The organism is Streptomyces sp. NBRC 110028 (assembly GCF_001417735.1).
Taxonomy (GTDB): domain Bacteria; phylum Actinomycetota; class Actinomycetes; order Streptomycetales; family Streptomycetaceae; genus Streptomyces.
On sequence record NZ_BBUZ01000048.1, the window covers coordinates 30,671 to 50,098 of the forward strand.

Below are 19,428 nucleotides of genomic sequence, written 5' to 3' on the forward strand. Positions count from 1 at the left end.
AAACAGCGCAGCCCCCGGCGCAAAGCCGGGGGCTGTTGTCGTACGCGGATCAGGCGACCTCTGATGCCTCCGTGGGATCGTCAGCGCCGGGCGTCAGCATCGTTGCGATGGCGGCCCGGCCGCGCTGCTCGGCCCCTTCGAAGATGTAGTGGTAGTGCTCCCTCAGCACGTCCGTACTGCTGTGGCCCATCCAGTCGGCCACATCGTTCTCGGGGACTCCGGCGTACAGAAGCCGTGACCCGTAGTAGTGCCGGAGTGAGTGAGCCTTGCAGTACTCCACCTGTCCCTTGCTCAGAGCCTGCATCCAGATCTTCGGGTAGAAGTACGACGCGTAGAGGTAGCCAGTCCGCGTCACGTTAGGGAAGAGAAGCCTCTCAGGCCCCCATACGCCGTGGTTCTTTATGTGCCGTCGAAGCTCGAAGGCGACGTTCGGCGGGAGGGGGACGGTACGCCCTGGCTCGCCTTCGTCCCGAGCCTTGATATGACGACGCTGGATCGCGCTGTTCCTCCCCGACTCGGTGTCTCCGTCCTCTGCAATCTGGAAGTCGACGCGAAGCGTCTCGCCCTTGAAGTCGACCTGGTCGCGGGACACTGCCATCGCCTCACCCAGCCGCAGGCCGCATCCGGCCATGAGCCACAGCATCGCGCGGTAACGCGAAGGGGCGGCATCCAGCATCGCCAGGACTTCCCGCGTCGTAAGCCGTCGAGCGGTGCTCTTGTGCTCCCGGATCTCCCTGGCGCGACTGCCCGCGCCCTTGACTTTCTTGCACGGGTTCCGGCCGATGATCTCGTTGGCGACAGCCCAGTCCATCATCCCGGAGAAGAACGAAAACCGCTGACGCCGTGTGCGAGCGGACAGCTTCCGGTCCTGCTCCATCCACAAGAGCCACTGCTCAACGTCAGCGACCTTGAGGGATACGATGGAACGCGCCTTGAAGAACGGCTCAATGGTCGTGTTGAGGATCGACCGGTACTGCTTCTTGGTGCTGTTCTCCAGCTTCCTCTGATTCGTCCACTGCTCCCATACCGCCGTCACCGGCTGCTTACCCAGCCTGTCGTCCAGGTAGGTCCCGGCGTCGAGTTCTTGTTCCTTGCGCTTGCGCTGGTCGTCGGCTCGCTTCTTGGTCTCGAACGTCTTCTGCCGCTGCTTGCCGTCCGGGTCGTACCAGTAAGTAGTCCACTTCTTCGGGTCGTCCGTAGACCGTGCAACCCATGCCCTTGCCACTTGCCCTCCCCTTGGCTGTTATTACTGTTCGTCCATCAAGTGAGCAGTCACTCTGTCCAGGTACTCACCGTTCGTGATCTCTCTTGCCTTCGCGGTGAGCTGACCCCCGGCCTTGCCGGGCACGGTGGTGAGCAGATCTCGCTTCCTGGCCTCCTTGAGGTGACCTCGGAGCGTTTCGGGACGCTTCTGGGTTAGTTCGGCCAAGTACGCCGTCACGTTGGGCACGGCCCGCGAAACGGCCCTGACGTAGGACTCCGCGAGGAACGCCAGGTAGGCATCCGAGATGCCCTCAGAGCCCAGCAGCCACCGAAGAGCCTCCGCCTCCGCGTCCTGCGTGACCTGCTGCTCAGGGTCGGCCGACCGGGTGGCGCGGAACTGGTCGCCCGCCTTCTTGAAGTCGACCTGCCGCAGCACCGTGGACGACACGCCACCCTGCGTGGCAGCAGGCTCGACGTCTGGGCGCGGGGTGATCAGTACGCGGGTGGGGCCGCTGGCTGGGTCGGCGTCAGCAGCCCACCGCATGAGTACGTGCCACGGGCCTACGTCTTGAGTGATCTCGATGTCTTCGCTCACACACCAACCTTAGCACCCCGGGTGGTCACGCCTAGGTTTGTCGGTGAGGGTTGGTGGGTGTACTTCTGAGATTAGGCCGGACAGTAACGGGCGGGAGGTGCCGCCCACCGGCAACAGAGGAGACGTGTTGACCAAGCTCATGACCGTTGATGACGTGGCGGCCTATCTGGGCAAGCCGCGTTCATGGGTGTATGGCAACTGGCGGCGAGAGCAGATCCGTTCCGGAAGCCTTGGCACACACACCACGTCCGGCATCACCTCCGGGGCAAGCCTCGTTTCCTACCTTTGGGATCAGCAGGAAGCGACCACCGAAACCGAGCGGGGGGGCGCGACGTTCGCGCCCTGGTGGTGGAAGAGGAATGGACGGAGGTGCTGAAGCGGGTCAAGCGTGATCCATCGTTCACTACGAAACTTCGTGCAGCGTGGGACGGGGCAACGCTCAGGAACACCACCAAGGAAGAGGCTCAAGAGGTGAAAGAGCCTGCCATGGTGGTGCACTCACACATCACGCCTTCCGACTGGGCCAAGTACGTGGGCGATTCTGATGCTGCCGGAGGCTCGTATAACCGCATCCTGCCCTTCCTTCTCGGGTCGGTTCCGATGCTGGACGACGACCGGCTGAGCTTGCCCAATGTGGATGGCGGAGAACTGTCTGACGCCTACGGCTGGGCTACCGCCCGGCCTCGTGTGATCACGCTCAGGGAGGACGCGCGGCCGTTGTGGCGCATCGTCCGGCGGTACGCCCGCATCCTGGGTGAATCCCTGCCCGAAACTCAAGCGGTGTTCATCGAACGGACTGCGGAACAGACACTCAGGGGCGCAGCTTCTCTCGCCGCTTCTGAGTGTTCAGAGGTCATCACGGAAGAGGTGTTGTCGGCCGCTTGACCAAGGGAGTCAACGCATCGAAGGCGAAGCGTCAGCCGCTCAGCCTCGCTGAGAAGGTCCGGACCCGCATCGAACTGCACGGCGGTCGCGCCACTTCCTCACAGATCCTGCCCTACGTCGGAGCAACCGCAGCAGAGGTCAAGGCACTGCCCGGAATCGTTGTCACCCAAGATCGCTCCGGAGTCGGCCGCCCAGCGACCATCTTTACTCTCGCGCAGCGCGATATTCCAACTCCCTCCGTAGCGGAAACCAGCAGCCGGCCGGGGGTTGCCGAACAGTTTTCATCGACGCACCGTGACGCTAACCATCCCACAGTTGTGCAGCTTGATGCCTACCGTCCGGAACCGGCGCAGGCCCGCAAGCCCGCGCCGGAACAGCGGCGGTCGGAACCGCTCGGAGATTCGAATCCGTTCCTCACGCTGCTCTAACAAATCAACACCACTGAAAGAGATAATGGCCGCGTACTCGAAAGAGGGCGCGGCCGTTCCCCTTGTTACGCCGGAATCAACCTCGGGGCGACCAGCCGTGCGCGCTCGTATAGATCACGTGCGGCCCGATTCTTGAGGTGAGGCCGAATTAGCTGCGACATCCTCGCCATATGCTTATCAACTTGCCCAGATTGGATTGCAGGGTAGCCATCCACTACCTTGCCCCACGTAGCGCAAGCCTCATCCAAATGGCCGATTGTTAGTTGACGCTCAGCCAACATTGCACTGAACCGCATCCCGCTTCGATTAGATTCGTTTTCCGGTTCTCGCAAACGGAAATGGAGCTGAAGATTGTCAATGCTTCCGCCCACATCTCCTAGCGCATATCTGACTTGCGCGGTGTGGTACGCCAGCGTAGCCAGACTGTAGCCGCCAAATGTTTGGTGCTGGCTCTCCGCTTTGCTCATGGCTGTCTCAGTTTCTCGGATGCTTCGGAGTGCATTGAAGCGATCTCCTGCAACGGCATATGAGTGAGCCTGTTGCCCTGCCATGAAAGCTTTCATTCTGGGTGCAGCAGTAGGAGATGCCTCGCTTGCTGCGTTTGCCCAGTTAACTGCCGTCGAACCATGACCCAAATCGACTGATTGAACCGACATCCCTCGGAGAATGTGGCAGTAGGTCATGTAATCGTCGCTGGCGCCAGCAAGCTCTAGACCCCTTACGTAATATCGCTGAGCGGTGCCGTGCAATCCTTCATCTACCGCCATCCAGCCTGTGAGATAACACAAGAAAGATGCCGCAGAAACCATTTCTTTGCGGACTTCACTTGATGCATCTGCCTTCAAGTATGGGGCCACGATGTTGACCAGGAAAGCGGCAGCCATGGGACGCGCGTATCGCCCTCCGAATTCATCGTCAAGGTCTGAAAGCCGGTCTGTCATGGCGGTTACAGTATTAACTTCAGACATGCCGACGTGTTGCGTTTGTCCGGTTTGGATGGCTTCCATCCGGCCTACAACGTCCGGCCAGTTGGGTACCGCCAGCGCGACAGAGAAGAGGCCCGCGCCAAGGATGCTGCGGCGCGAAGGGTCCATGTCCTGCCTCCCCAAGTCGATCAACGCTTCAACGGTACTCAGGCGTGCGTTCGACTCGTTGGCAGGCAGGGGGAACCCTGCCTCAGCGTGCGTGATCGGTCGGCCCAGCTTCCGGGCGAACGCCTCCAAGATCAGCGGTCGGGCAGCCTCTTTCGGCATGTGGCCCTTGAGCCACTGATGGGCGGACGGCTCCCGGTACTTCTGTGGCGTTCCGCGTTCGGTGCCAATGCGGTTGACCTCCTGGACGAGCTGCCGCAGCGTCCACCCGGTCTCTCGGAACAGCCGTTCCAGGCCCTCGTTCGGCTCCCGCTCACTCACTCGGCGCTCAACTCCCCCGCTAAAGCAGGCGCTTAAAGCTCTTAAAAACTGCCGCTCTTGCCACGGTACCGCGATGCGTAGTGGAGCGGTTGCCTAGAGCGAGAAGGACCCCCGCAACCGTGCGACCGGTCCGGGGGCATGGCCAACGCTGCGAAGGAGCGTCAACATGAGAGAGCGTATCGCCCGATCCATGAGGCCGTGGCTGCGGAGGTTATTCCCCGCCACCGGTCGCCATCGGACAGTCGATACCTCAAGGTTCGCACCGGCACCCGCTGCCGTGCCCCTACCCGCCCCGGCCTGCGTGCCTGTCTGTAACGCAGACACGCCCACGCTTCAGCTCCCGCGCATCGCGGCCGGAGAACGTTTCCCGATCGTTTGGGACACCGACCCCGTGCCGTTGTACGTCCTCCGGCACGAGCGGCAGCGAGCCTCGGGGATCTCGCGGTGAGCGCGATCGAGCCTCCAGCCCAACCGCAGGAGGCACAGCAAGACGCGCCCAAGCCCCCGACTCAGCAGGAGTTGGACGAGCGTGCGGACGCCCTGAATCAGAGGATTGACAAGCACCTTGGGCGCGGGGGGCTGACCCGATGACCTCGTGTGCCACGTGCACCCGGCTGAAGCAGGAGAAGGCCAAAGCCATGGAAGCCGGTGACTATCGGCTGGCCGCCGATCTTGAACTGAAGATCCGGCACCATCCGGACGGTCACAAGATGCCTCCGTTCGGACCTCGATGGGGGTGGATCGGGTGAACGAGCCGACGCTGTACAACGGGCCCCAGCCGGGCGAGGAGGCTTACGACGCCGCCACGGGACGTCTGGGCGTTCTTCAAGCCGTCTGTGACATCGATGAACTCATCTTCGATCACCAGATGCCGGGCCCACTCGTCGCGTTCCTCCGCCCCCAGAGGGGCGGACAGGAGTGGATGACTGACTCCAGGAACGTCCAGTTCCCCAACGAGGCACGACCGCATCCCGACTCCAGCGACGCGCAGCCCTGACGCATCCCATGACTCCACCCGCCAGACGGTGTTGATTCCCGCCTGGTGGGTGGGTGAGCCCCCGCCCCGATCGTGCGCAACAGGAAGGGCTAGCGGTCGGGGCGGGTCAGCAAGTGCCGTGCACCACTCCAACCAGGGAGGGATCCAGCAATGACAGCAGTGGTGAACGACCAGCGGACCGGCCGCTCACTGGTCAGCGAAGAGTTATTCGGTAGCCTCGTTCACTTCGTGGCCACCCACAACGGGCAGACCCCGGAGCGGGCCGAGCGCATCGCCGACCAGGCGGTTGCGTTCCTCGCGACCGTGGCCACCGCCACCGTGCCCATGGTCCCGTCGGACGACGTGGACATGGGTCTGCACGCCTTCATCCTGCACACCAAGGCGTACGGGGAGTTCTGCGCCCAGTACGCCGGGCGCTTCCTGCACCACAACCCCGCCCCCGGTGGTGGCGGGCGCACCCTGGAAGCGGTCACGGCCAGCGCGCACGCCATGAAGGCGGCGGGTTTCATGGTCTTCGATGACCTGTGGACCGTGAACGGGGAGAACGCCGCGCAGTGCGATTCCGACTGCGGACGGCCGTACGGACGGGCGGAGTAGTCTCCGGCCGGTGATGTGAGACAGGGCCGCTCCTCGGCACATGCTGAGGGGCGGTTCGCTCTTCTAGAGAGGATCAGATTTCGTGGCCGAAGCAGCGTCGTACGAGATCCCCACCAGTGTCTTAGAGACGCTGGTGGCTTCAGGGAGGCGGCTCGTACTCGACCGGCGCGGGTCAACTGTTTGGGAGGTCGAGACGCAGCAGGGCCTGTATGCCGTGAAGCTCGGCTATCCAATCAAAGCAACAAGCGAATGGGAGGCCCAGGAATGGACGGCCCTGGCCCCCGCCCGCGAGGGTGCGATCTTGCAGCAGCTCGACAGGGGCAACGTCAGCTACGGCGAATGGGAACACGGCACCTGGAACGTCCAGCCCTGGCACCAGGGCAACAGCCTGTACGACCTGTGGCAGCCGCACCGCGCCGAAGGGGCCTCATCAGAGCCCGACCTAAGTGAAGCGCTGTCGTGCGCGGAAGCCGTGGCCGCGTTGCACGCGACAGGGTGGGCGCACGGGGACATCCAGCCCGCACATCTGATCATCAGCGATGAGGGAACGGCGCTCATTGATCTCGCGCTGGCCCAGGGCGGAGACATCCCCACCGCCTACGACTTCAGCTATCGGGGCTGTCTCGTCCACTACGAGAGCCCAGAGATCTCCCGGAGCGTTCTGGAGACCGGCACGGCCACCCCGACCATGACAGCGGACGTCTACGCCCTTGGTGCCTCACTCTTCATCAGCGCGACCGGACTGCGCCACGTCGAGTACCCCGACGACGTCAGCCGCAAGGATCAACGGCAAGCCATCGTGGACGGACCGCACCGCCCGGTGAACGTGCCCGGAGTGCTCGGCAAACTCATCGACGCCATGCTCAGCTCCGAGCCTGCCGACCGGCCCACGAGTGCAGAAGTCTGTAAGGAACTGAGCAACGGGCGCTGAGCCCCCTTGATGGCCCCGCCCGTCTGATCCGCCCCGGGACGGATGGGCGGGGCTCGCCGCAGTTCAGGCAGGTTGGTCACGTGACCAACGCATGACCAACAGCGGCCCCGGGAGCCCAGTGATCCTGGGGAGACTCCCTCTGAAGGGGTCGTTCATGCAGGTCACAGCCCCTACAGCCTGTAAAGCTCGCCGGGGGCGGGGGCGTCGTATGCGATGCCCCCGCCCTCGTCGTGCCGAGCGCGCACCGTCCCGCCGCTCTCCGGTTCGGCGGCCGTGGCGGCGGCGAAGGTGCGGCCGCCCTGACAGACGACCGCCGCCGGGCGCTCGGGCCCGGCGGCGGTCGTCATGCGGACGGCGTGGTGGTCAGTTGCCGGAGACGGTGACCTTCTCGTCGTTCTTCAGCTCGCCCACCAGCTGCTTGACCTTGGGCATGTCCCACTGGACGGCGCTGCCCTTGGAAGTGGGGAGACCGGGGTTGGAGACGGGCATGTTCATCTGCTTGCCCTCACCGTTGGAGACGCTCTTCATCGCGAAGAACATGTCCTTCAGGTCCCACAGGCTCATGTCCTTGTCGACGATCAGGCTGTCCAGGCCGGCGCCCATCATCGGGTAGAGCTTGAAGGGGTTCATGACCGTGCTCGGCGTCGCCGCCTTGTTGGCGAGTGCCGCCAGGAACCGCTGCTGGTTCTTGGTGCGGTCCAGGTCACCGCCGGCCAGGCCGTGGCGCTGGCGGACGAAGGCGAGCGCCTGCTGGCCGTTGAGCGTCTGCTCGCCCTTCTTGAAGTCGGCCCCGGAGAACTTGTCGTTCATGTCCTGGGGGATGTTGATGTCGACCCCGCCGACCCCGTCGACGATCTTGGCGAAGCCGTCGAAGCCGATCTCCGCGTAGTGGTCGATCTTCAGGCCGGTGTTGTACTCGATGGTCCGGGTGAGCAGCTGCGGGCCCTCCGAGGAGTAGGAGGCGTTCAGCTTGTTCTGGCTCGCCGGGATCCGGTTGCCGCTCGACGAGCCGGTGAAGGCCGGGATGGTGACCCAGGAGTCACGCGGGAGGCTGACCATGGTGTTCCCGTTCTCACCGACGTGGAGCAGGATCATGGAGTCGGTGCGGCGGCCCTCGGCGGAGCCGGTGTGCAGCTTCTTCTTGTCCTCCGCGGACATGCCCTCACGGCTGTCCGAACCGACGATCAGGTAGTTGGTGCCCTTGCCGCCGGTCGGCCGGTCCTCGACCTTGCTGAGGTCGACCTCGCGCTTGAGCTTGCCGTCGGCCCAGAAGTAGGTGCCGATACCGACCGCGAGCAGCAGCACGACCAGGGTGACCAGTCCGATGGTTATCCGACGCCGCCAGTTCACCGGTCCGCCCCTCCGCGCGCCGCCGCCGGGACGGCCGGGACCGCCCGGCCCGCCGGGGCCGCGGCCGCCGCCGTATACCTGGCCTGTGTTGTAACCGTCGCCACCGTGGCCGCCGTACTCGTCATGGCTCGGCGAGGGCCGCGGCACGCTCCCCCGCGGTGACAGCTCCGGGGGCAGCGGCGGCTCGGCGGGCTGCTGCCCGCCGCCCGGCGCCGCCCGCCGTACCTGCGGCATGGAGCGGGCCCCCTCTGGCTGGGGGCTACCGCTGCCGCGTCCGTACCGGTCGTTGCGGTCACCGGTCCAACCCTGGGGCCATTCGCTCATGCATGGCAGTGTGCCTGGTCGGACCTGCTGTCTTACAGGGCGGGTGCCGTATCGCGGCATGGCTGTTGCAGAGCTGATAAGAATCCGGCCCGCATAGGGTGGACGGCATGACCAAACCGGCCCACGACGTGGATACGGACCTTCCGGGCAAGCCCACGTCCGCCTCCCGCACCACGCTGTCGCACATCATGACCGGCAACGACACCAATCTCCTCGGCACCGTCCACGGCGGCGTGATCATGAAGCTCGTCGACGACGCCGCCGGGGCGGTCGCGGGACGGCACTCCGAGGGTCCCGCGGTCACCGCGTCGATGGACGAGATGGCCTTCCTGGAGCCGGTCCGCGTCGGCGATCTCGTCCATGTGAAGGCCCAGGTCAACTGGACCGGACGGTCCTCCATGGAGGTCGGGGTGCGGGTGCTGGCCGAGCGCTGGAACGAGTCCACTCCCGCCACCCAGGTCGGCAGCGCCTATCTGGTCTTCGCCGCGGTCGACGCCGACGGCAAGCCCCGGCCCGTGCCGCCGGTCATACCGGAGACCGAGCGCGACAAGCGGCGCTACCAGGAGGCCGAGATCCGCCGCACCCACCGGCTGGCCCGCCGCCGCGCGATCAAGGAGCTGCGCGCCCGGCGCGTCGCGGAGGGCGCCGAGGAGCTGTGAGCGGCAAAGGCGACCGCGGCAGCCGTCACACCGCCACGGGCCGGCACCGCTACGCGCAGCCGACCTCGTCGCCGGTGACGGCCTCGATGCCGGGGCGGTCCTTGCGCGGGTCCTCGGTGCGTACCGGGTGGACGTCCTTGTAGTCCGCGCCGACCGTGACCTGGATGACCCCGCCCTGGCCCGGTACCGGCTTCAGCTGCGCTCCGGGCAGTGCGGCGGCCAGGGTGCGCACCGAGCGGTCCCAGACCGGGTCGTAACGGATGACCGTGCGCGCCAGGTCCTTGGTGGCCGCGTCGGCGGGGGAGCCGGTGGTGGCGAAGCCGGTGGCGTGCAGCGCCCGGTCCGCGCGGCGGGCGAGCCCGGTCGTCCCGGTGCCGTTGAGCACGTGGACCCGGACCTGCCGCGGGGCCACGTCGACGATGGTGGCCGCGGACCGCGCGTGGTGCCGGGTCAGCGGCTGGTCCCGGCGGATGGCGTCGAACAGCCGCTTCGCCCTGGGCCGGTCCCAGTGCAGTGTGGAGCCGACGCCCCCCAGCGGCCGCCCCGGCAGGATCACCGGGACCGAGGCGAACTCGGAGGACGCCGGGGTGAGGCCGTTCATGGCCCGGCCCAGGGCCATCAGGTCCTCCGCGCCGAAGCCGTGGTCGGCGCGGACGGAGCCGAGCAGGGTGGTGGCGACGGCGTTGAACCGCACCGGGTTCAGCAGGACGCCGCCCGCCGCCGTCTGGTGGAGCACCGAGGCCAGGAAGCGCTGTTGGCGCTGGATGCGGCCGAGGTCGGAGGTGCCGTCGGTGTGGCGGGAGCGGACGTACTGCAGCGCCTGGCCGCCGCCCAGGACATGGCTGCCGGGCGGCAGGTCGAGGCCGGTGTGGTCGTCCTTGAGCCGCCGGGCCGTGCACACCTTCACCCCGCCGACCATGTCGACGGTCTTCATGAAGCTGGTGAAGTCGACCTCCAGATAGTGGTCGATGTGCACGCCGGTCGCGTGCTCGACGGTGCGCACGGTGAGGCTGGGCCCGCCCTCGGCGTAGGCGGCGTTGAGCCGCTGCGGATGGGCGGGGTGCCGTTTCCCGGCGCGGTCGGTGTAGGCGGGGATCACGGCGTACGAGTCGCGGGGCAGGCTGACCACGGAGGCCCGGCGGCGGTCCGCCGACAGGTGGATCAGGATGACCGTGTCGGTGCAGTGGCAGGGCGCCCCGCCGAGCCGGTACAGCACCTTCTCCTGCCGGGTGATCCGGTCCCGGCCGTCGGTGCCGACGACCAGGAAGTTGACCCCGCCCCCGGCGTTCTCCGGCCGGTTGTCCAGGCCGCCGAAGGCGTCCACCCGGTGGATGCCGGATTCCAGCTCCCGGACCAGCAGGTGCCCGATCGCGCTGACCGCCAGCACCAGGCACGCGAGGCACAGGGCGATCCGCAGACCCCAGCGGCGGCGCCGCCCGGAGCGGGGCCGGGGGCGTGGCGGGCGCGTCGATCGGGCCGGTGCACTCACCGAAGGAGACCTCCGTGAACGGGCCCGGGCGGGGCGCTGGCGGGTCGGAACCGCTGTCACGGTAGGGCCATACGATGAGCACCCCGGCGCCCCACGCCGCTGGTGCCGACCGCTGCCACCCGGGCGGCGCGTTCCGGTGCCCCCATTCGCGGTAACGTGGGCCCGCTACTGCAGTCTCCCGGGGGCCAGACCCCCCGAACCCCGAGGTGCCATGCCCCCGCGTCAGCTCCCGGCCGTCTCCGTGATCATGCCGGTGCTCAATGAGGAACGCCATCTGCGCAATGCCGTGCGGCACATCCTGGAGCAGGAGTACGACGGTGAGATGGAGGTGGTGATCGCGGTCGGCCCGTCCGCGGACCGCACCGAAGAGATCGCCGCCGAGCTGGCCGCCGAGGATCCGCGGGTGAACACCGTGCCCAACCCCACGGGCCGCACTCCCGCCGCGCTGAACGTCGCGATCAAGGCGTCCCGCCACCCGGTGGTGGTGCGGGTCGACGGGCACGGCATGCTCTCGCCGGACTACATCGCGACCGCCGTGCGGCTGCTGGAGGAGACCGGCGCGCAGAACGTCGGCGGCATCATGCACGCCGAGGGCGAGAACGACTGGGAGCGGGCCGTGGCCGCCGCCATGACCTCGAAGATCGGCGTCGGCAACGCCGCCTTCCACACCGGTGGCGAGGCGGCCCCCGCCGACACCGTCTACCTGGGCGTCTTCCGCCGTGAGGCGCTGGAGCAGCAGGGCGGCTACAACGAGGAATTCATCCGCGCCCAGGACTGGGAGCTGAACTTCCGCATCCGTGAGGCGGGCGGGCTGGTCTGGTTCTCGCCCGAGCTGAAGGTCTCGTACCGGCCGCGGCCGAACGTGCGGGAGCTGGCCAAGCAGTACCGGAACTACGGGCGCTGGCGCCATGTCGTGGCCCGCTTCCACCAGGGTTCGATCAATATGCGCTACCTCGCCCCGCCGGCCGCCGTGGTGGCCATCGCGGCGGGCGCCGTGGTGGGCGCGGCCGTCACCCCGTGGGGGTTCCTGGTCCCGGGCGGCTATCTGGCGGCCATCGTCGCGGGCTCGGTCCCGGCCGGGAAGGGGCTTCCGGTGGGGGCCCGGGTGCGGATCCCGCTCGCGCTGGCGACCATGCACATGTCGTGGGGCTGGGGCTTCCTGACCAGCCCCCGGGCGCTCGCCAAGAAGGTCATCGCCAGCCGCCGCCCGGCGGTCGTGGCGCAGAGCGGGTGAGCCCGGCGTACGGATGACGTGAGGGGCCGGACCAGGTGCGGGCGGGTCCGGCCCCTTCGGTCGCGTCTGGCGGAAGGCGCCGTCAGAAGGTGTAGTTCGGGTTGACCGACATGCACGCCTTCTCGTCCTCGCCGTTGAGGGCGTCGGCGCTCTCCGGCGTCTTGTCGTCGTCGGCCGACCCGGTCTTCGGGTAGGTCGTGCCCGAACGCCAGTCGTTGCCGACGACCACGGTCACGTTCTGCACCGACTTCGAGGACTTCACCGCGCTCTTGGGCAGCCCCAGCGCCTTGGCCACGGCGAGGGCGTCGCCCTGCTCGGCCTCGTTCGGGTAGGCCACGGTGGTGTCGGCCTGCGAGATGAGCGCCGTGTTCGCGGTGGCCTTGGTGTAGCCGAGCTGCACCAGCTGGTCGGTGAGCACCCGGGCGCGGCCGGAGACGGGCCCGTACACCGTGGAGGCGGTGCCGTTCTGCACGGTGACCGGGACCTCGCCCTTGGGCGCGGTGGGGGCCGGGGTCCTGTCGGGCTTCTTCTTGTCCTTGCCGTCCAGCGCCGTGTCGTTGCGCAGCAGCGAGAAGGTCTGCTCGGCGTCGCCGGGCTTGGGCTCCACGAACTGCTCGTCCGCGCTGTACTGCCACGGCATGGTGACCATCGTGGTGCGCTCGGTCGGCACCCGCTTCAGGTCGTTGCCCAGGTTGTACAGCTTCTTGACGTCGCCGAGGCCGTGGTCGACGGTCAGCGCGTCGGTGGCCGCCTCCGCCAGGTCCATCAGCTTGCCCGGGTCGCTGAGCTTGGTGCCCTTGTTCAGCTGGCGGATCATCGAGCTCATGTACATGTGCTGGGCCTTGGCCCGGCCGATGTCGGAGTTGTCCTCGAAGCCGTAGCGGGTCCGCAGCCACTGGAGGGCCTGGATCCCCTTGACCGGGTGGGTGCCCTTGGTCAGCCGCAGCCCCGAGCCGTGGCCCTTGCTGTCGTGCGAGTAGACGTTGTCCTTCACGCACACCGGGACGCCGCCGACGGCGTCCGCCATGGAGACCACACCGGTGAAGTCGATCATCATGAAGTGATCGATGTAGACGCCGGTCAGTTCCTTCCAGGTGGCCACCGTGCAGCCCGGGCCGCCGTGCTGCAGCGACTGGTTGATCGCCGCCTGGGTCTTCGGGTAGACGCGCCCGTCGTCCGGGTCGGTGCACCGGGGGATGGTCACCCGGGTGTCGCGCGGGATGCTGACCACCGACATGTTGCTGCGGTCGGCCGAGACGTGCACCAGCATCTGCACATCGGCCAGCGGCTTGCGGTCGGCGTCCTGCTTGGCACCGCCGAGCTTCACGTTCTCCGCGGTGTTACGGCTGTCCGAACCGATCAGCAGGATGTTCAGCGGGGTCTGGCCCGCCGCGTTCGGCTCGGGCTTGCCCAGCTTGCTGTCGCCGAGGTCGAGGGCTTCCTTCCGCAGATTGCCGTTCAGGTGGTTGTAGTACAGATAGCCACCGGCTGCCGCGGCCAGTACCAGCACGGCCACCGTCAGCGCGCTCCACCGCACCACCCGTAACCCCCGGCTGCCGCGCTTGGCCGCCGGGCCACCCCGGCCGTCGCCGCGGCGGCCCGCGTCACCGGACGCGGGGCCTTCCGCTCCGGGCGGTCTGGCATCCTCACCGGTGCCGCGCGGTTCGGGCACGGCTTGCCGCCGTCCCTCCCCCCGCACACTGCTCTGCCGCATCGGGCCCCTCCCCGTACTTCTGTACTCGTCCGGACCGATGGGCGAGGGTGCTCCGACGGTCGGGGGTGGTCACTTGGCGCAGACGTTCTTGTCGTCGGCCTCGACCTTCTGAATGTCCTTCGGTGCCTTCGCCGGAGCGGAGATGGGGGTCCCCGCGCCCTTGTAGTCGGCGCCGAGCGTCAGCGTCATCTCCGCCCTGGGGGCGGCGTCCTTCGTGCCTTCCTTCATCGCGGACGCGGGCAGGCCCATGCTGTCGGCCAGCCGACGCGCCTGGTCCGCCTGGTTGGGAGCGTACTCCAGAGTGGTCTTCTCAAGATCTGCCGGAGCGTTTCCGCCGTTGCTGGTGAGCGGCATCCCCTCGATGTTCTGCATCCAGTCCAGGGTCTCCTGGGCGGCCCCCGTCTGCCCGCTGCCGTTCAGCACCTTGGCCCGGACCTCCGCCGCGTCGGCCTTCGGCCCCTTGAGCCGCGCCGCCTGCTTGTCCTTGGCCGCCTTCTCCTGCTTCTTCACATCGGTCAGCGACACGTCCTGCCGGACCATGGCGAACAGCGGCTCGGCCTTGGTCTGGTCGAGCAGCACGGTCGCGCCGTCGGTGTTGTCGACGACCGGGACCGTCGTGAAGGTCATGTTCTTCAGATCGACCTTGCCGAGCGCCTGGCCCAGCGAGACCAGCTTGTCGACGGTGCCGATGCCGGTGTCCACGGTGAGCGCCTTGGTGGCGGTGTTGGCCAGGCCCCACATCTTGCTGGGGCTGCTGAGCGTCCCGTTCCCCTTCATCTTGCGCATCATGGAGCTGAGGAACTGCTGCTGCAGCTTGATCCGGTCCAGGTCGCCGCCGAAGCCCACCGAGTGCCGGGTCCGGACGAACGCCAGCGCCTGCTCGCCCTTGATGTTGTGCTTGCCGGCCTTCAGTTTCAGATGCGACTTGGGGTCGTCGATGTCCTTGGCGAGACAGACGTCGACCCCGCCGACCGCCGTGGACATCGACTTGACGGCGTTGAAGTCGGCCATCATGAAGTGGGTGATGTTCAGCCCGGTGATCTTCTCGGCCGTCTTCATGGTGCAGCCGGGGTCGCGCCCCTCCTGCCCGAGGCTGGTGTTGAAGCGCGCCTCCTGCTCGCCCCGGATGATCTTCTTCGTCCCGTCCTTCTGCACGGTCGGGCAGTCCGGGATGTCCGTGATCATGTCGCGGGGAATGGACAGCACCGTGGCGTTGGTCCGGTCCCCGGAGACGTGCATGACGAGCGTGGTGTCGGCGTGGCCGACGCTACCCGCGTCACCGTAGCCCGTGTTCCCCTTGCCATCACGCCGGTCGGTGCCGATGAGCAGGATGTTCATCGGTCCGTCGGTGACAGCGGCGTTGTTCTCGCCGATGTCCACCTTGCTGATGTTCCCGTTGAGGTGCTGATAGACGAAGTACGCCGCGGCCGAGCCGCCGACCAGCACGAAGGCCAGGGTGCCACTGCCCCAGTACAGCGCCTTCTTCGTCTTCGACTTCTTCGGCTTCGGCTTTCTCCTGCTCGCGGGTGCCGCCGCCTTCTCCGGCTCCTGCTTGCCCGCCGCCCGCCTGCGTCCCCGCGGCTCGGGCTCGGGGGCGCGGCGGCGGCCCGTGCTTCTGGGGGCAGCGTCGTGGGGCCCGGCGGCAGCGGCCGTCTCCCCAGCGGGGTCCAGCCGCAGCTCATAGTTGCCGGTGTTCGGGTCGAACACCCACTGATCGGCGGGGTCGATGTCACCGTCCCGCCCATGGCCTTGCGCGTCCACGGTCGCCTGTGTCCTCCGTCGGTGCCACGCGGGCGCCTCCCCCTCAAGGCGCTCGGTCCGTCTTCATATACAGTGCGCGGTCACATCTCGGAGCGCACCGGATCGCTCACACTATCCGCCCGGATCCGCGTCAAGCGACGCCGGTGACACATTCCACTTCCCTACAACTGGGCAATCTGCCCAATCCTTTCGAGATTCTTCACGAGTCGGGGCCTCGCTTTTACCGGCCTTTACTCGCAGATGTCACGGGCCGCCGTGGTCCCCTGGTACGGAGCGCGGTCCACGCCCTTGGGGTCCTCGCCACGGGTGGCCGTGACGGCGCGGGTCACCGACACCGGGCGGTCCAGACGCAGTTGCCGGAACAGCCGGTCGGCATCGGGCTGGACGAGTTCATCACGGTTCTTGTTGTACGTATACGGCTGTCGCGGAATCGTAAGAAAACGGATCTTCTCGCGCGGGATGTCCCGCACCCCGCGCACCAGCCCGTAGAGGTCCTTGAGGGTGTCCAGCCCCGGATCGGTGGTCAGCGCGGACGTCGCCGCGTTGAGCACCGGATACAGCTTCGCCGGATTGAGCAGTACACCATTGCTCTGCACTTTCTTCACAAGGGAGCTGAGGAACTCCTGCTGGCGGGCGATGCGCTCGGTGTCGCTGCCGTTGCCGATGGAGTAGCGGGCGCGGACATAGCCGAGGGCCTTCTCCCCGTGCAGGACCTGACGGCCCGCCGGCAGCTTCAGGTGCGCGTCGTCGTCGTCGACCGGCTCCGTCAGGCACACCTCGACGCCCCCGACCGCGTTCACCAGCTTCTTGAAGCCGCTGAAGTCCACGATCACATGGTGGTCCACCCGGATCCCGGTGAGCTTCTCCACGGTACGGATCGTGCAGGCCGCGCCGCCGAACTCGAACGCCCAGTTGAACTGGGCGAACCGGGCCGCCAGCGGGCCGCCGTCCTTCGGCCGGTCGCAGTCCGGCACGTCCACCATCAGGTCGCGCGGGATGGAGACGGCGGTCGCGCTCTTCCCCCCGGCCTGGAGGTGCAGCAGGATCGTGGTGTCCGAACGCTGGGTGCCGGTGTCCCGGCCGTACTTGCCGTTCCCCTTGCCGCCCCGGTTGTCGGAGCCGATCACCAGGATGTTCTGCGCGTCGCGGACCATCGACACCGGCCGCTCGGCCTCGTACTTCCGCAGCTCGTCGGCGGTCCGGGTATCGGTGCGGATGTTGCGGTCGAGGCGCTCGTAGAACCACCACCCCGTCCCGGCGACCGACAGCACCAGCAGGGTCGCGCCCAGCGCGACCACGCGCAGCCAGCGGCGCCCGGGTCTCGGCGCCGGCTCTTGGCCGTCAGTCGTCACGTCCGCGTCCTCCCACCCCGCCTCCCGCCCGGCGGCGGACGGGAGCGGTATCGCGTGCTGGGCCGATCATTGGGACAGACATGCGAACCCCGCACATGGTTGTACGTATCCGTCGATCATCGCGCGGGGTGTACGCCGGGGCGCGCGGGCTCGGCCCGGCGATCCGCCGTACGGGTGAGACGGACCGCCGGGCCGTGGGCCCGCGTGGGTTTCCGTGGGGCTAGACGGTGACGCGCTCGCTCTCCCGGCGCTCGGCGAGCCCCTTCTCGTCCAGCTGGTCCAGATGGCGGCACAGCACCACCGAGCCGCCCGCCGCCAGCGGCGCGTACAGCCCGTACGACAGTCCCTCCCAGCCGTCGTACGGCAATCCCGACAGCACCCGGGAGCCCGGCTCCAGCCCGTGCGCGGCCGCGTCCGCGCGCGCCCGCTCCACCAGCTCCGCGCCGGTCAGCTCCCGTCCGCCGACGGCCAGCGCGGGCGCGGCCGGGTCCACCGGGGCGTACGGCGCGAAGCGGTCGCCCTGGCTCGGCACCTCCACGGCGTAGTCGGCGAAGCCCTGCGGCGGCTGCGGGAACCGGCCGCCCAGGGGCCGCAGGGCGAGCGCCATCCGCTCCCCGGAGCACGCGCGCGCCTCCTCCAGGGTGTCCGGCCCGCTCACCACCACATCGGCCGCGGCCGGGTCGCCGCCGACGTCCGCGAGGACTCCGGCCGACGAACAGGCCAGCAGCCACACCGCGGTCTGCCAGTGCGCGGGCAGCAGCAGCGCGACCCGGTCGCCGGGGGCGACGGCCAGATCGTCCTGCAGCAGGTTGGCGGTTTTGGCCACCCAATTGGCGAACGTGGCCACGGAGAGTTCGACGCGCTCGCCCGTCGCATCGTCGTAGAAGGTCACGAGGGGGCGCGCGGGATCCGCGGCGAGCGCGGATCGCAGCAGGTCGGCGGGGGTGCGATCGGTGGCGTTCATCCGCGCAAGGGTACGCGCCCCACCCGTTCCGGCGGAGCGGGAGCCGGAGGCCGGGCGACTGGTCCGTCGGCCCCTGACCGCGCGTCCGAATAGACAGTTGTGTCACGATATGCACAGGATTTTCATCATGCGTGGATTCCTTGCATCCTCGGTCGGCGTCGTGTGCACCGCCGCCCTCGCCCTCCCGTCCGCCCTGGGCACCGCACATGCCCGGGCCGACCACGCCGACCGCGCCGCCCTCAGGGGCGGCACCCAGTCGCTGCCCCTGCTCCCGCCCGACCGGGGGCGCCCGCTCGACCGGGGCATGGCCGCCCCCGGCGCCGAACGGCGGTTCGCCGCCCGCGACGTATCCCCCTTCTCCCTCGTCGGGGTCGTCTGGAACGACGCCTCCGCCGACCTCCCCGGCCACGTCCAGGTGCGCACCCGCGCCGCCCGCACCGGCGCGTGGTCCGCCTGGCGCGACCTCCGGGCGTACGAGGACGACGCGCCCGACCCTGTCCCCGGTGCCGCGGGCGGCGCCTCCGACGGCGGCGCCGGGCATCCGCGCGGCGGCACCGCCCCGCTGTGGGTCGGCGACTCCGACGGCGTCCAGGCCCGGATCCGCGCCGCCCGGCCCGCCGGCGCGGTTCCGGCCGGGCTCCCCGCCGGGCTGCGGCTCGAACTCGTCAACCCCGGCGCGGCCCCCGCCCCGCCCCCGGCCCACCCCACCCCCGCGCAGCCGGCCGTCCCGCACCCCACCGCCGTCCCGCACCCGCACGCACACCCCCACCCCACCGCCGCCGCGCGGCCGCGCCAGGAGCCGCGTCCCACCGGTGGTGCCGCGTCCCCCACCGCCCGGCCCGCCACCCCGACCCCGACCCCGCGCCCGTCCGGGTCGGCCGGGCTCCCCGCCGGCCAGTCCGAGGCCGGCGCCGCACGCCACACCGCGCCCCGGCCGCGCATCATCACCCGCGCCGGATGGGGCGCCGACGAGACGATCCGCGAGAGCGGCTACGTCTACAGCAAGACCGTCAAAGTCGCCTTCGTCCACCACACGGTGACCGGCAACAGCTACACCTGCGCCCAGGTTCCCTCCGTTTTGCGCAGTATCTACCGATACCACGTTCAGAGCATGGGCTGGCGCGACTACGGCTACAACTTCACCGTCGACAAGTGCGGGAACATCTACGAAGGCCGCTCAGGAGGCGTGGCCAAAGCCGTACTCGGGGCGCACACCCTCGGCTTCAACGAGAACAGCATGGGCATCGCCGTCCTCGGTACGTACTCCACCACGAACCCCTCCGCCAAGGCCATGAAGGCCCTCTCCCAACTCACCGCATGGAAACTCGGCCTCTTCAACCGGAATCCTCGCGGCACCACCCATCTGGTGTCCGGCGGCGGAGACAGGTACGAAAAGGGCACCAGGGTGAAGCTGCGCGTCATCTCCGGACACCGTGACGGCTTCGCCACCGAATGCCCAGGAGAGCGCCTGTACCGCAAGCTCGGCTCCGTACGCAGCACAGCCGCCCGGCTCCAGGGGCGCTGACAAGGCGC

Annotated in this window: 19 protein-coding genes; 9 read left to right on the top strand and 10 right to left on the bottom strand. The window is 68.3% G+C overall.

What is annotated here, in order from left to right; all coding sequences use genetic code 11:
- Positions 1–49: 49 nt before the first annotated feature.
- Together ASC60_RS34350 and ASC60_RS34355 are read right to left on the bottom strand one after the other, a co-directional pair.
- Entirely contained in the window at positions 50–1,225 is a 1,176-nt protein-coding gene (locus tag ASC60_RS34350; protein WP_055557626.1) for a site-specific integrase, read from the bottom strand.
- 21 nt (positions 1,226–1,246) lie between these two features.
- Positions 1,247–1,798, bottom strand: a complete 552-nt coding sequence (locus ASC60_RS34355; RefSeq protein WP_055557627.1) for a hypothetical protein — start codon at positions 1,796–1,798, stop codon at positions 1,247–1,249.
- Between the two features lie 127 nt (positions 1,799–1,925).
- Between ASC60_RS34355 and ASC60_RS43450 the strand changes: the two genes are divergently transcribed.
- The 3 genes from ASC60_RS43450 to ASC60_RS43460 are packed head-to-tail and all read left to right on the top strand — an operon-like array spanning position 1,926 to position 3,111.
- The gene (locus ASC60_RS43450; protein ID WP_234357245.1) at positions 1,926–2,174 is read left to right on the top strand and encodes a hypothetical protein; all 249 of its coding nucleotides are present in this window, start codon (positions 1,926–1,928) and stop codon (positions 2,172–2,174) included.
- On the top strand, positions 2,168–2,683 hold the full coding sequence (locus ASC60_RS43455) for a DUF3987 domain-containing protein (protein ID WP_234357246.1): 516 nt from the start codon (positions 2,168–2,170) through the stop codon (positions 2,681–2,683). Before ASC60_RS43450 ends, ASC60_RS43455 begins: the two co-directional genes overlap by 7 nt.
- Positions 2,680–3,111, top strand: coding sequence for a hypothetical protein (locus tag ASC60_RS43460; RefSeq protein ID WP_234357247.1), 432 nt, complete (start codon positions 2,680–2,682; stop codon positions 3,109–3,111). Before ASC60_RS43455 ends, ASC60_RS43460 begins: the two co-directional genes overlap by 4 nt.
- A gap of 65 nt (positions 3,112–3,176) precedes the next feature.
- Here ASC60_RS43460 and ASC60_RS40155 read toward each other — a convergent pair whose 3' ends face one another.
- On the bottom strand, positions 3,177–4,523 hold the full coding sequence (locus tag ASC60_RS40155) for a transcriptional regulator (protein ID WP_079038810.1): 1,347 nt from the start codon (positions 4,521–4,523) through the stop codon (positions 3,177–3,179).
- 745 nt (positions 4,524–5,268) lie between these two features.
- Here ASC60_RS40155 and ASC60_RS34365 point away from each other — a divergent pair.
- From ASC60_RS34365 to ASC60_RS34375, 3 genes are all read left to right on the top strand, one after another.
- Positions 5,269–5,520, top strand: a complete 252-nt coding sequence (locus ASC60_RS34365) for a hypothetical protein (RefSeq protein ID WP_234357248.1) — start codon at positions 5,269–5,271, stop codon at positions 5,518–5,520.
- A gap of 150 nt (positions 5,521–5,670) precedes the next feature.
- Complete coding sequence (locus ASC60_RS34370) at positions 5,671–6,117, top strand: hypothetical protein (protein WP_055557629.1); 447 nt, start codon at positions 5,671–5,673, stop codon at positions 6,115–6,117.
- 82 nt (positions 6,118–6,199) lie between these two features.
- Complete coding sequence (locus ASC60_RS34375; RefSeq protein ID WP_055557630.1) at positions 6,200–7,048, top strand: protein kinase; 849 nt, start codon at positions 6,200–6,202, stop codon at positions 7,046–7,048.
- 170 nt (positions 7,049–7,218) lie between these two features.
- Here ASC60_RS34375 and ASC60_RS41900 read toward each other — a convergent pair whose 3' ends face one another.
- The gene (locus ASC60_RS41900) at positions 7,219–7,395 is read right to left on the bottom strand and encodes a hypothetical protein (RefSeq protein ID WP_159043374.1); all 177 of its coding nucleotides are present in this window, start codon (positions 7,393–7,395) and stop codon (positions 7,219–7,221) included.
- 16 nt (positions 7,396–7,411) lie between these two features.
- Complete coding sequence (locus tag ASC60_RS34380; protein ID WP_199831123.1) at positions 7,412–8,722, bottom strand: LCP family protein; 1,311 nt, start codon at positions 8,720–8,722, stop codon at positions 7,412–7,414.
- A 107-nt stretch (positions 8,723–8,829) separates the two neighbouring features.
- Here ASC60_RS34380 and ASC60_RS34385 point away from each other — a divergent pair, with 107 nt between their 5' ends.
- Positions 8,830–9,381: an acyl-CoA thioesterase gene (locus tag ASC60_RS34385; RefSeq protein ID WP_055557632.1), complete on the top strand. Its 552-nt coding sequence runs from the start codon at positions 8,830–8,832 to the stop codon at positions 9,379–9,381.
- 49 nt (positions 9,382–9,430) lie between these two features.
- Here the strand turns inward: ASC60_RS34385 and ASC60_RS34390 are convergent, their stop codons facing one another.
- Positions 9,431–10,870 carry an LCP family protein gene (locus tag ASC60_RS34390; RefSeq protein WP_055557633.1) on the bottom strand — a complete coding sequence of 480 codons (1,440 nt, stop codon included), beginning with the start codon at positions 10,868–10,870 and terminating at the stop codon, positions 9,431–9,433.
- 211 nt (positions 10,871–11,081) lie between these two features.
- On the opposite strand from ASC60_RS34390, the gene ASC60_RS34395 reads away from it, so the two are divergent.
- Positions 11,082–12,104 carry a glycosyltransferase family 2 protein gene (locus ASC60_RS34395; protein WP_055557634.1) on the top strand — a complete coding sequence of 341 codons (1,023 nt, stop codon included), beginning with the start codon at positions 11,082–11,084 and terminating at the stop codon, positions 12,102–12,104.
- A gap of 82 nt (positions 12,105–12,186) precedes the next feature.
- On the opposite strand, the gene ASC60_RS34400 is transcribed toward ASC60_RS34395, so the two are convergent.
- The 4 genes from ASC60_RS34400 to ASC60_RS34415 all read right to left on the bottom strand — a co-directional run bounded on the left by ASC60_RS34400 (position 12,187) and on the right by ASC60_RS34415 (position 17,895).
- Positions 12,187–13,818, bottom strand: coding sequence for an LCP family protein (locus ASC60_RS34400; protein ID WP_055557635.1), 1,632 nt, complete (start codon positions 13,816–13,818; stop codon positions 12,187–12,189).
- Between the two features lie 69 nt (positions 13,819–13,887).
- Complete coding sequence (locus ASC60_RS34405) at positions 13,888–15,579, bottom strand: LCP family protein (protein WP_055557636.1); 1,692 nt, start codon at positions 15,577–15,579, stop codon at positions 13,888–13,890.
- 230 nt (positions 15,580–15,809) lie between these two features.
- Positions 15,810–16,931 carry an LCP family protein gene (locus tag ASC60_RS34410; protein WP_055557637.1) on the bottom strand — a complete coding sequence of 374 codons (1,122 nt, stop codon included), beginning with the start codon at positions 16,929–16,931 and terminating at the stop codon, positions 15,810–15,812.
- A 220-nt stretch (positions 16,932–17,151) separates the two neighbouring features.
- Positions 17,152–17,895, bottom strand: a complete 744-nt coding sequence (locus ASC60_RS34415; protein ID WP_055557638.1) for a TIGR03089 family protein — start codon at positions 17,893–17,895, stop codon at positions 17,152–17,154.
- Positions 17,896–18,022: 127 nt separating this feature from the next.
- Here ASC60_RS34415 and ASC60_RS34420 point away from each other — a divergent pair, with 127 nt between their 5' ends.
- Complete coding sequence (locus ASC60_RS34420; RefSeq protein ID WP_055557639.1) at positions 18,023–19,420, top strand: peptidoglycan recognition protein; 1,398 nt, start codon at positions 18,023–18,025, stop codon at positions 19,418–19,420.
- The last annotated feature ends 8 nt before the right edge of the window (positions 19,421–19,428 follow it).

What these genes read in the sequence shown, in the direction of transcription:
- ASC60_RS34415 (WP_055557638.1), bottom strand. Translation starts at nt 17,895, where the DNA reads ATGAACGCCACCGATCGCACCCCCGCCGACCTGCTGCGATCCGCGCTC.
- ASC60_RS34420 (WP_055557639.1), top strand. Translation starts at nt 18,023, where the DNA reads ATGCGTGGATTCCTTGCATCCTCGGTCGGCGTCGTGTGCACCGCCGCC.
- ASC60_RS34400 (WP_055557635.1), bottom strand. Translation starts at nt 13,818, where the DNA reads ATGCGGCAGAGCAGTGTGCGGGGGGAGGGACGGCGGCAAGCCGTGCCC.
- ASC60_RS34370 (WP_055557629.1), top strand. Translation starts at nt 5,671, where the DNA reads ATGACAGCAGTGGTGAACGACCAGCGGACCGGCCGCTCACTGGTCAGC.
- ASC60_RS34385 (WP_055557632.1), top strand. Translation starts at nt 8,830, where the DNA reads ATGACCAAACCGGCCCACGACGTGGATACGGACCTTCCGGGCAAGCCC.
- ASC60_RS34380 (WP_199831123.1), bottom strand. Translation starts at nt 8,722, where the DNA reads ATGAGCGAATGGCCCCAGGGTTGGACCGGTGACCGCAACGACCGGTAC.
- ASC60_RS34395 (WP_055557634.1), top strand. Translation starts at nt 11,082, where the DNA reads ATGCCCCCGCGTCAGCTCCCGGCCGTCTCCGTGATCATGCCGGTGCTC.
- ASC60_RS41900 (WP_159043374.1), bottom strand. Translation starts at nt 7,395, where the DNA reads ATGACGACCGCCGCCGGGCCCGAGCGCCCGGCGGCGGTCGTCTGTCAG.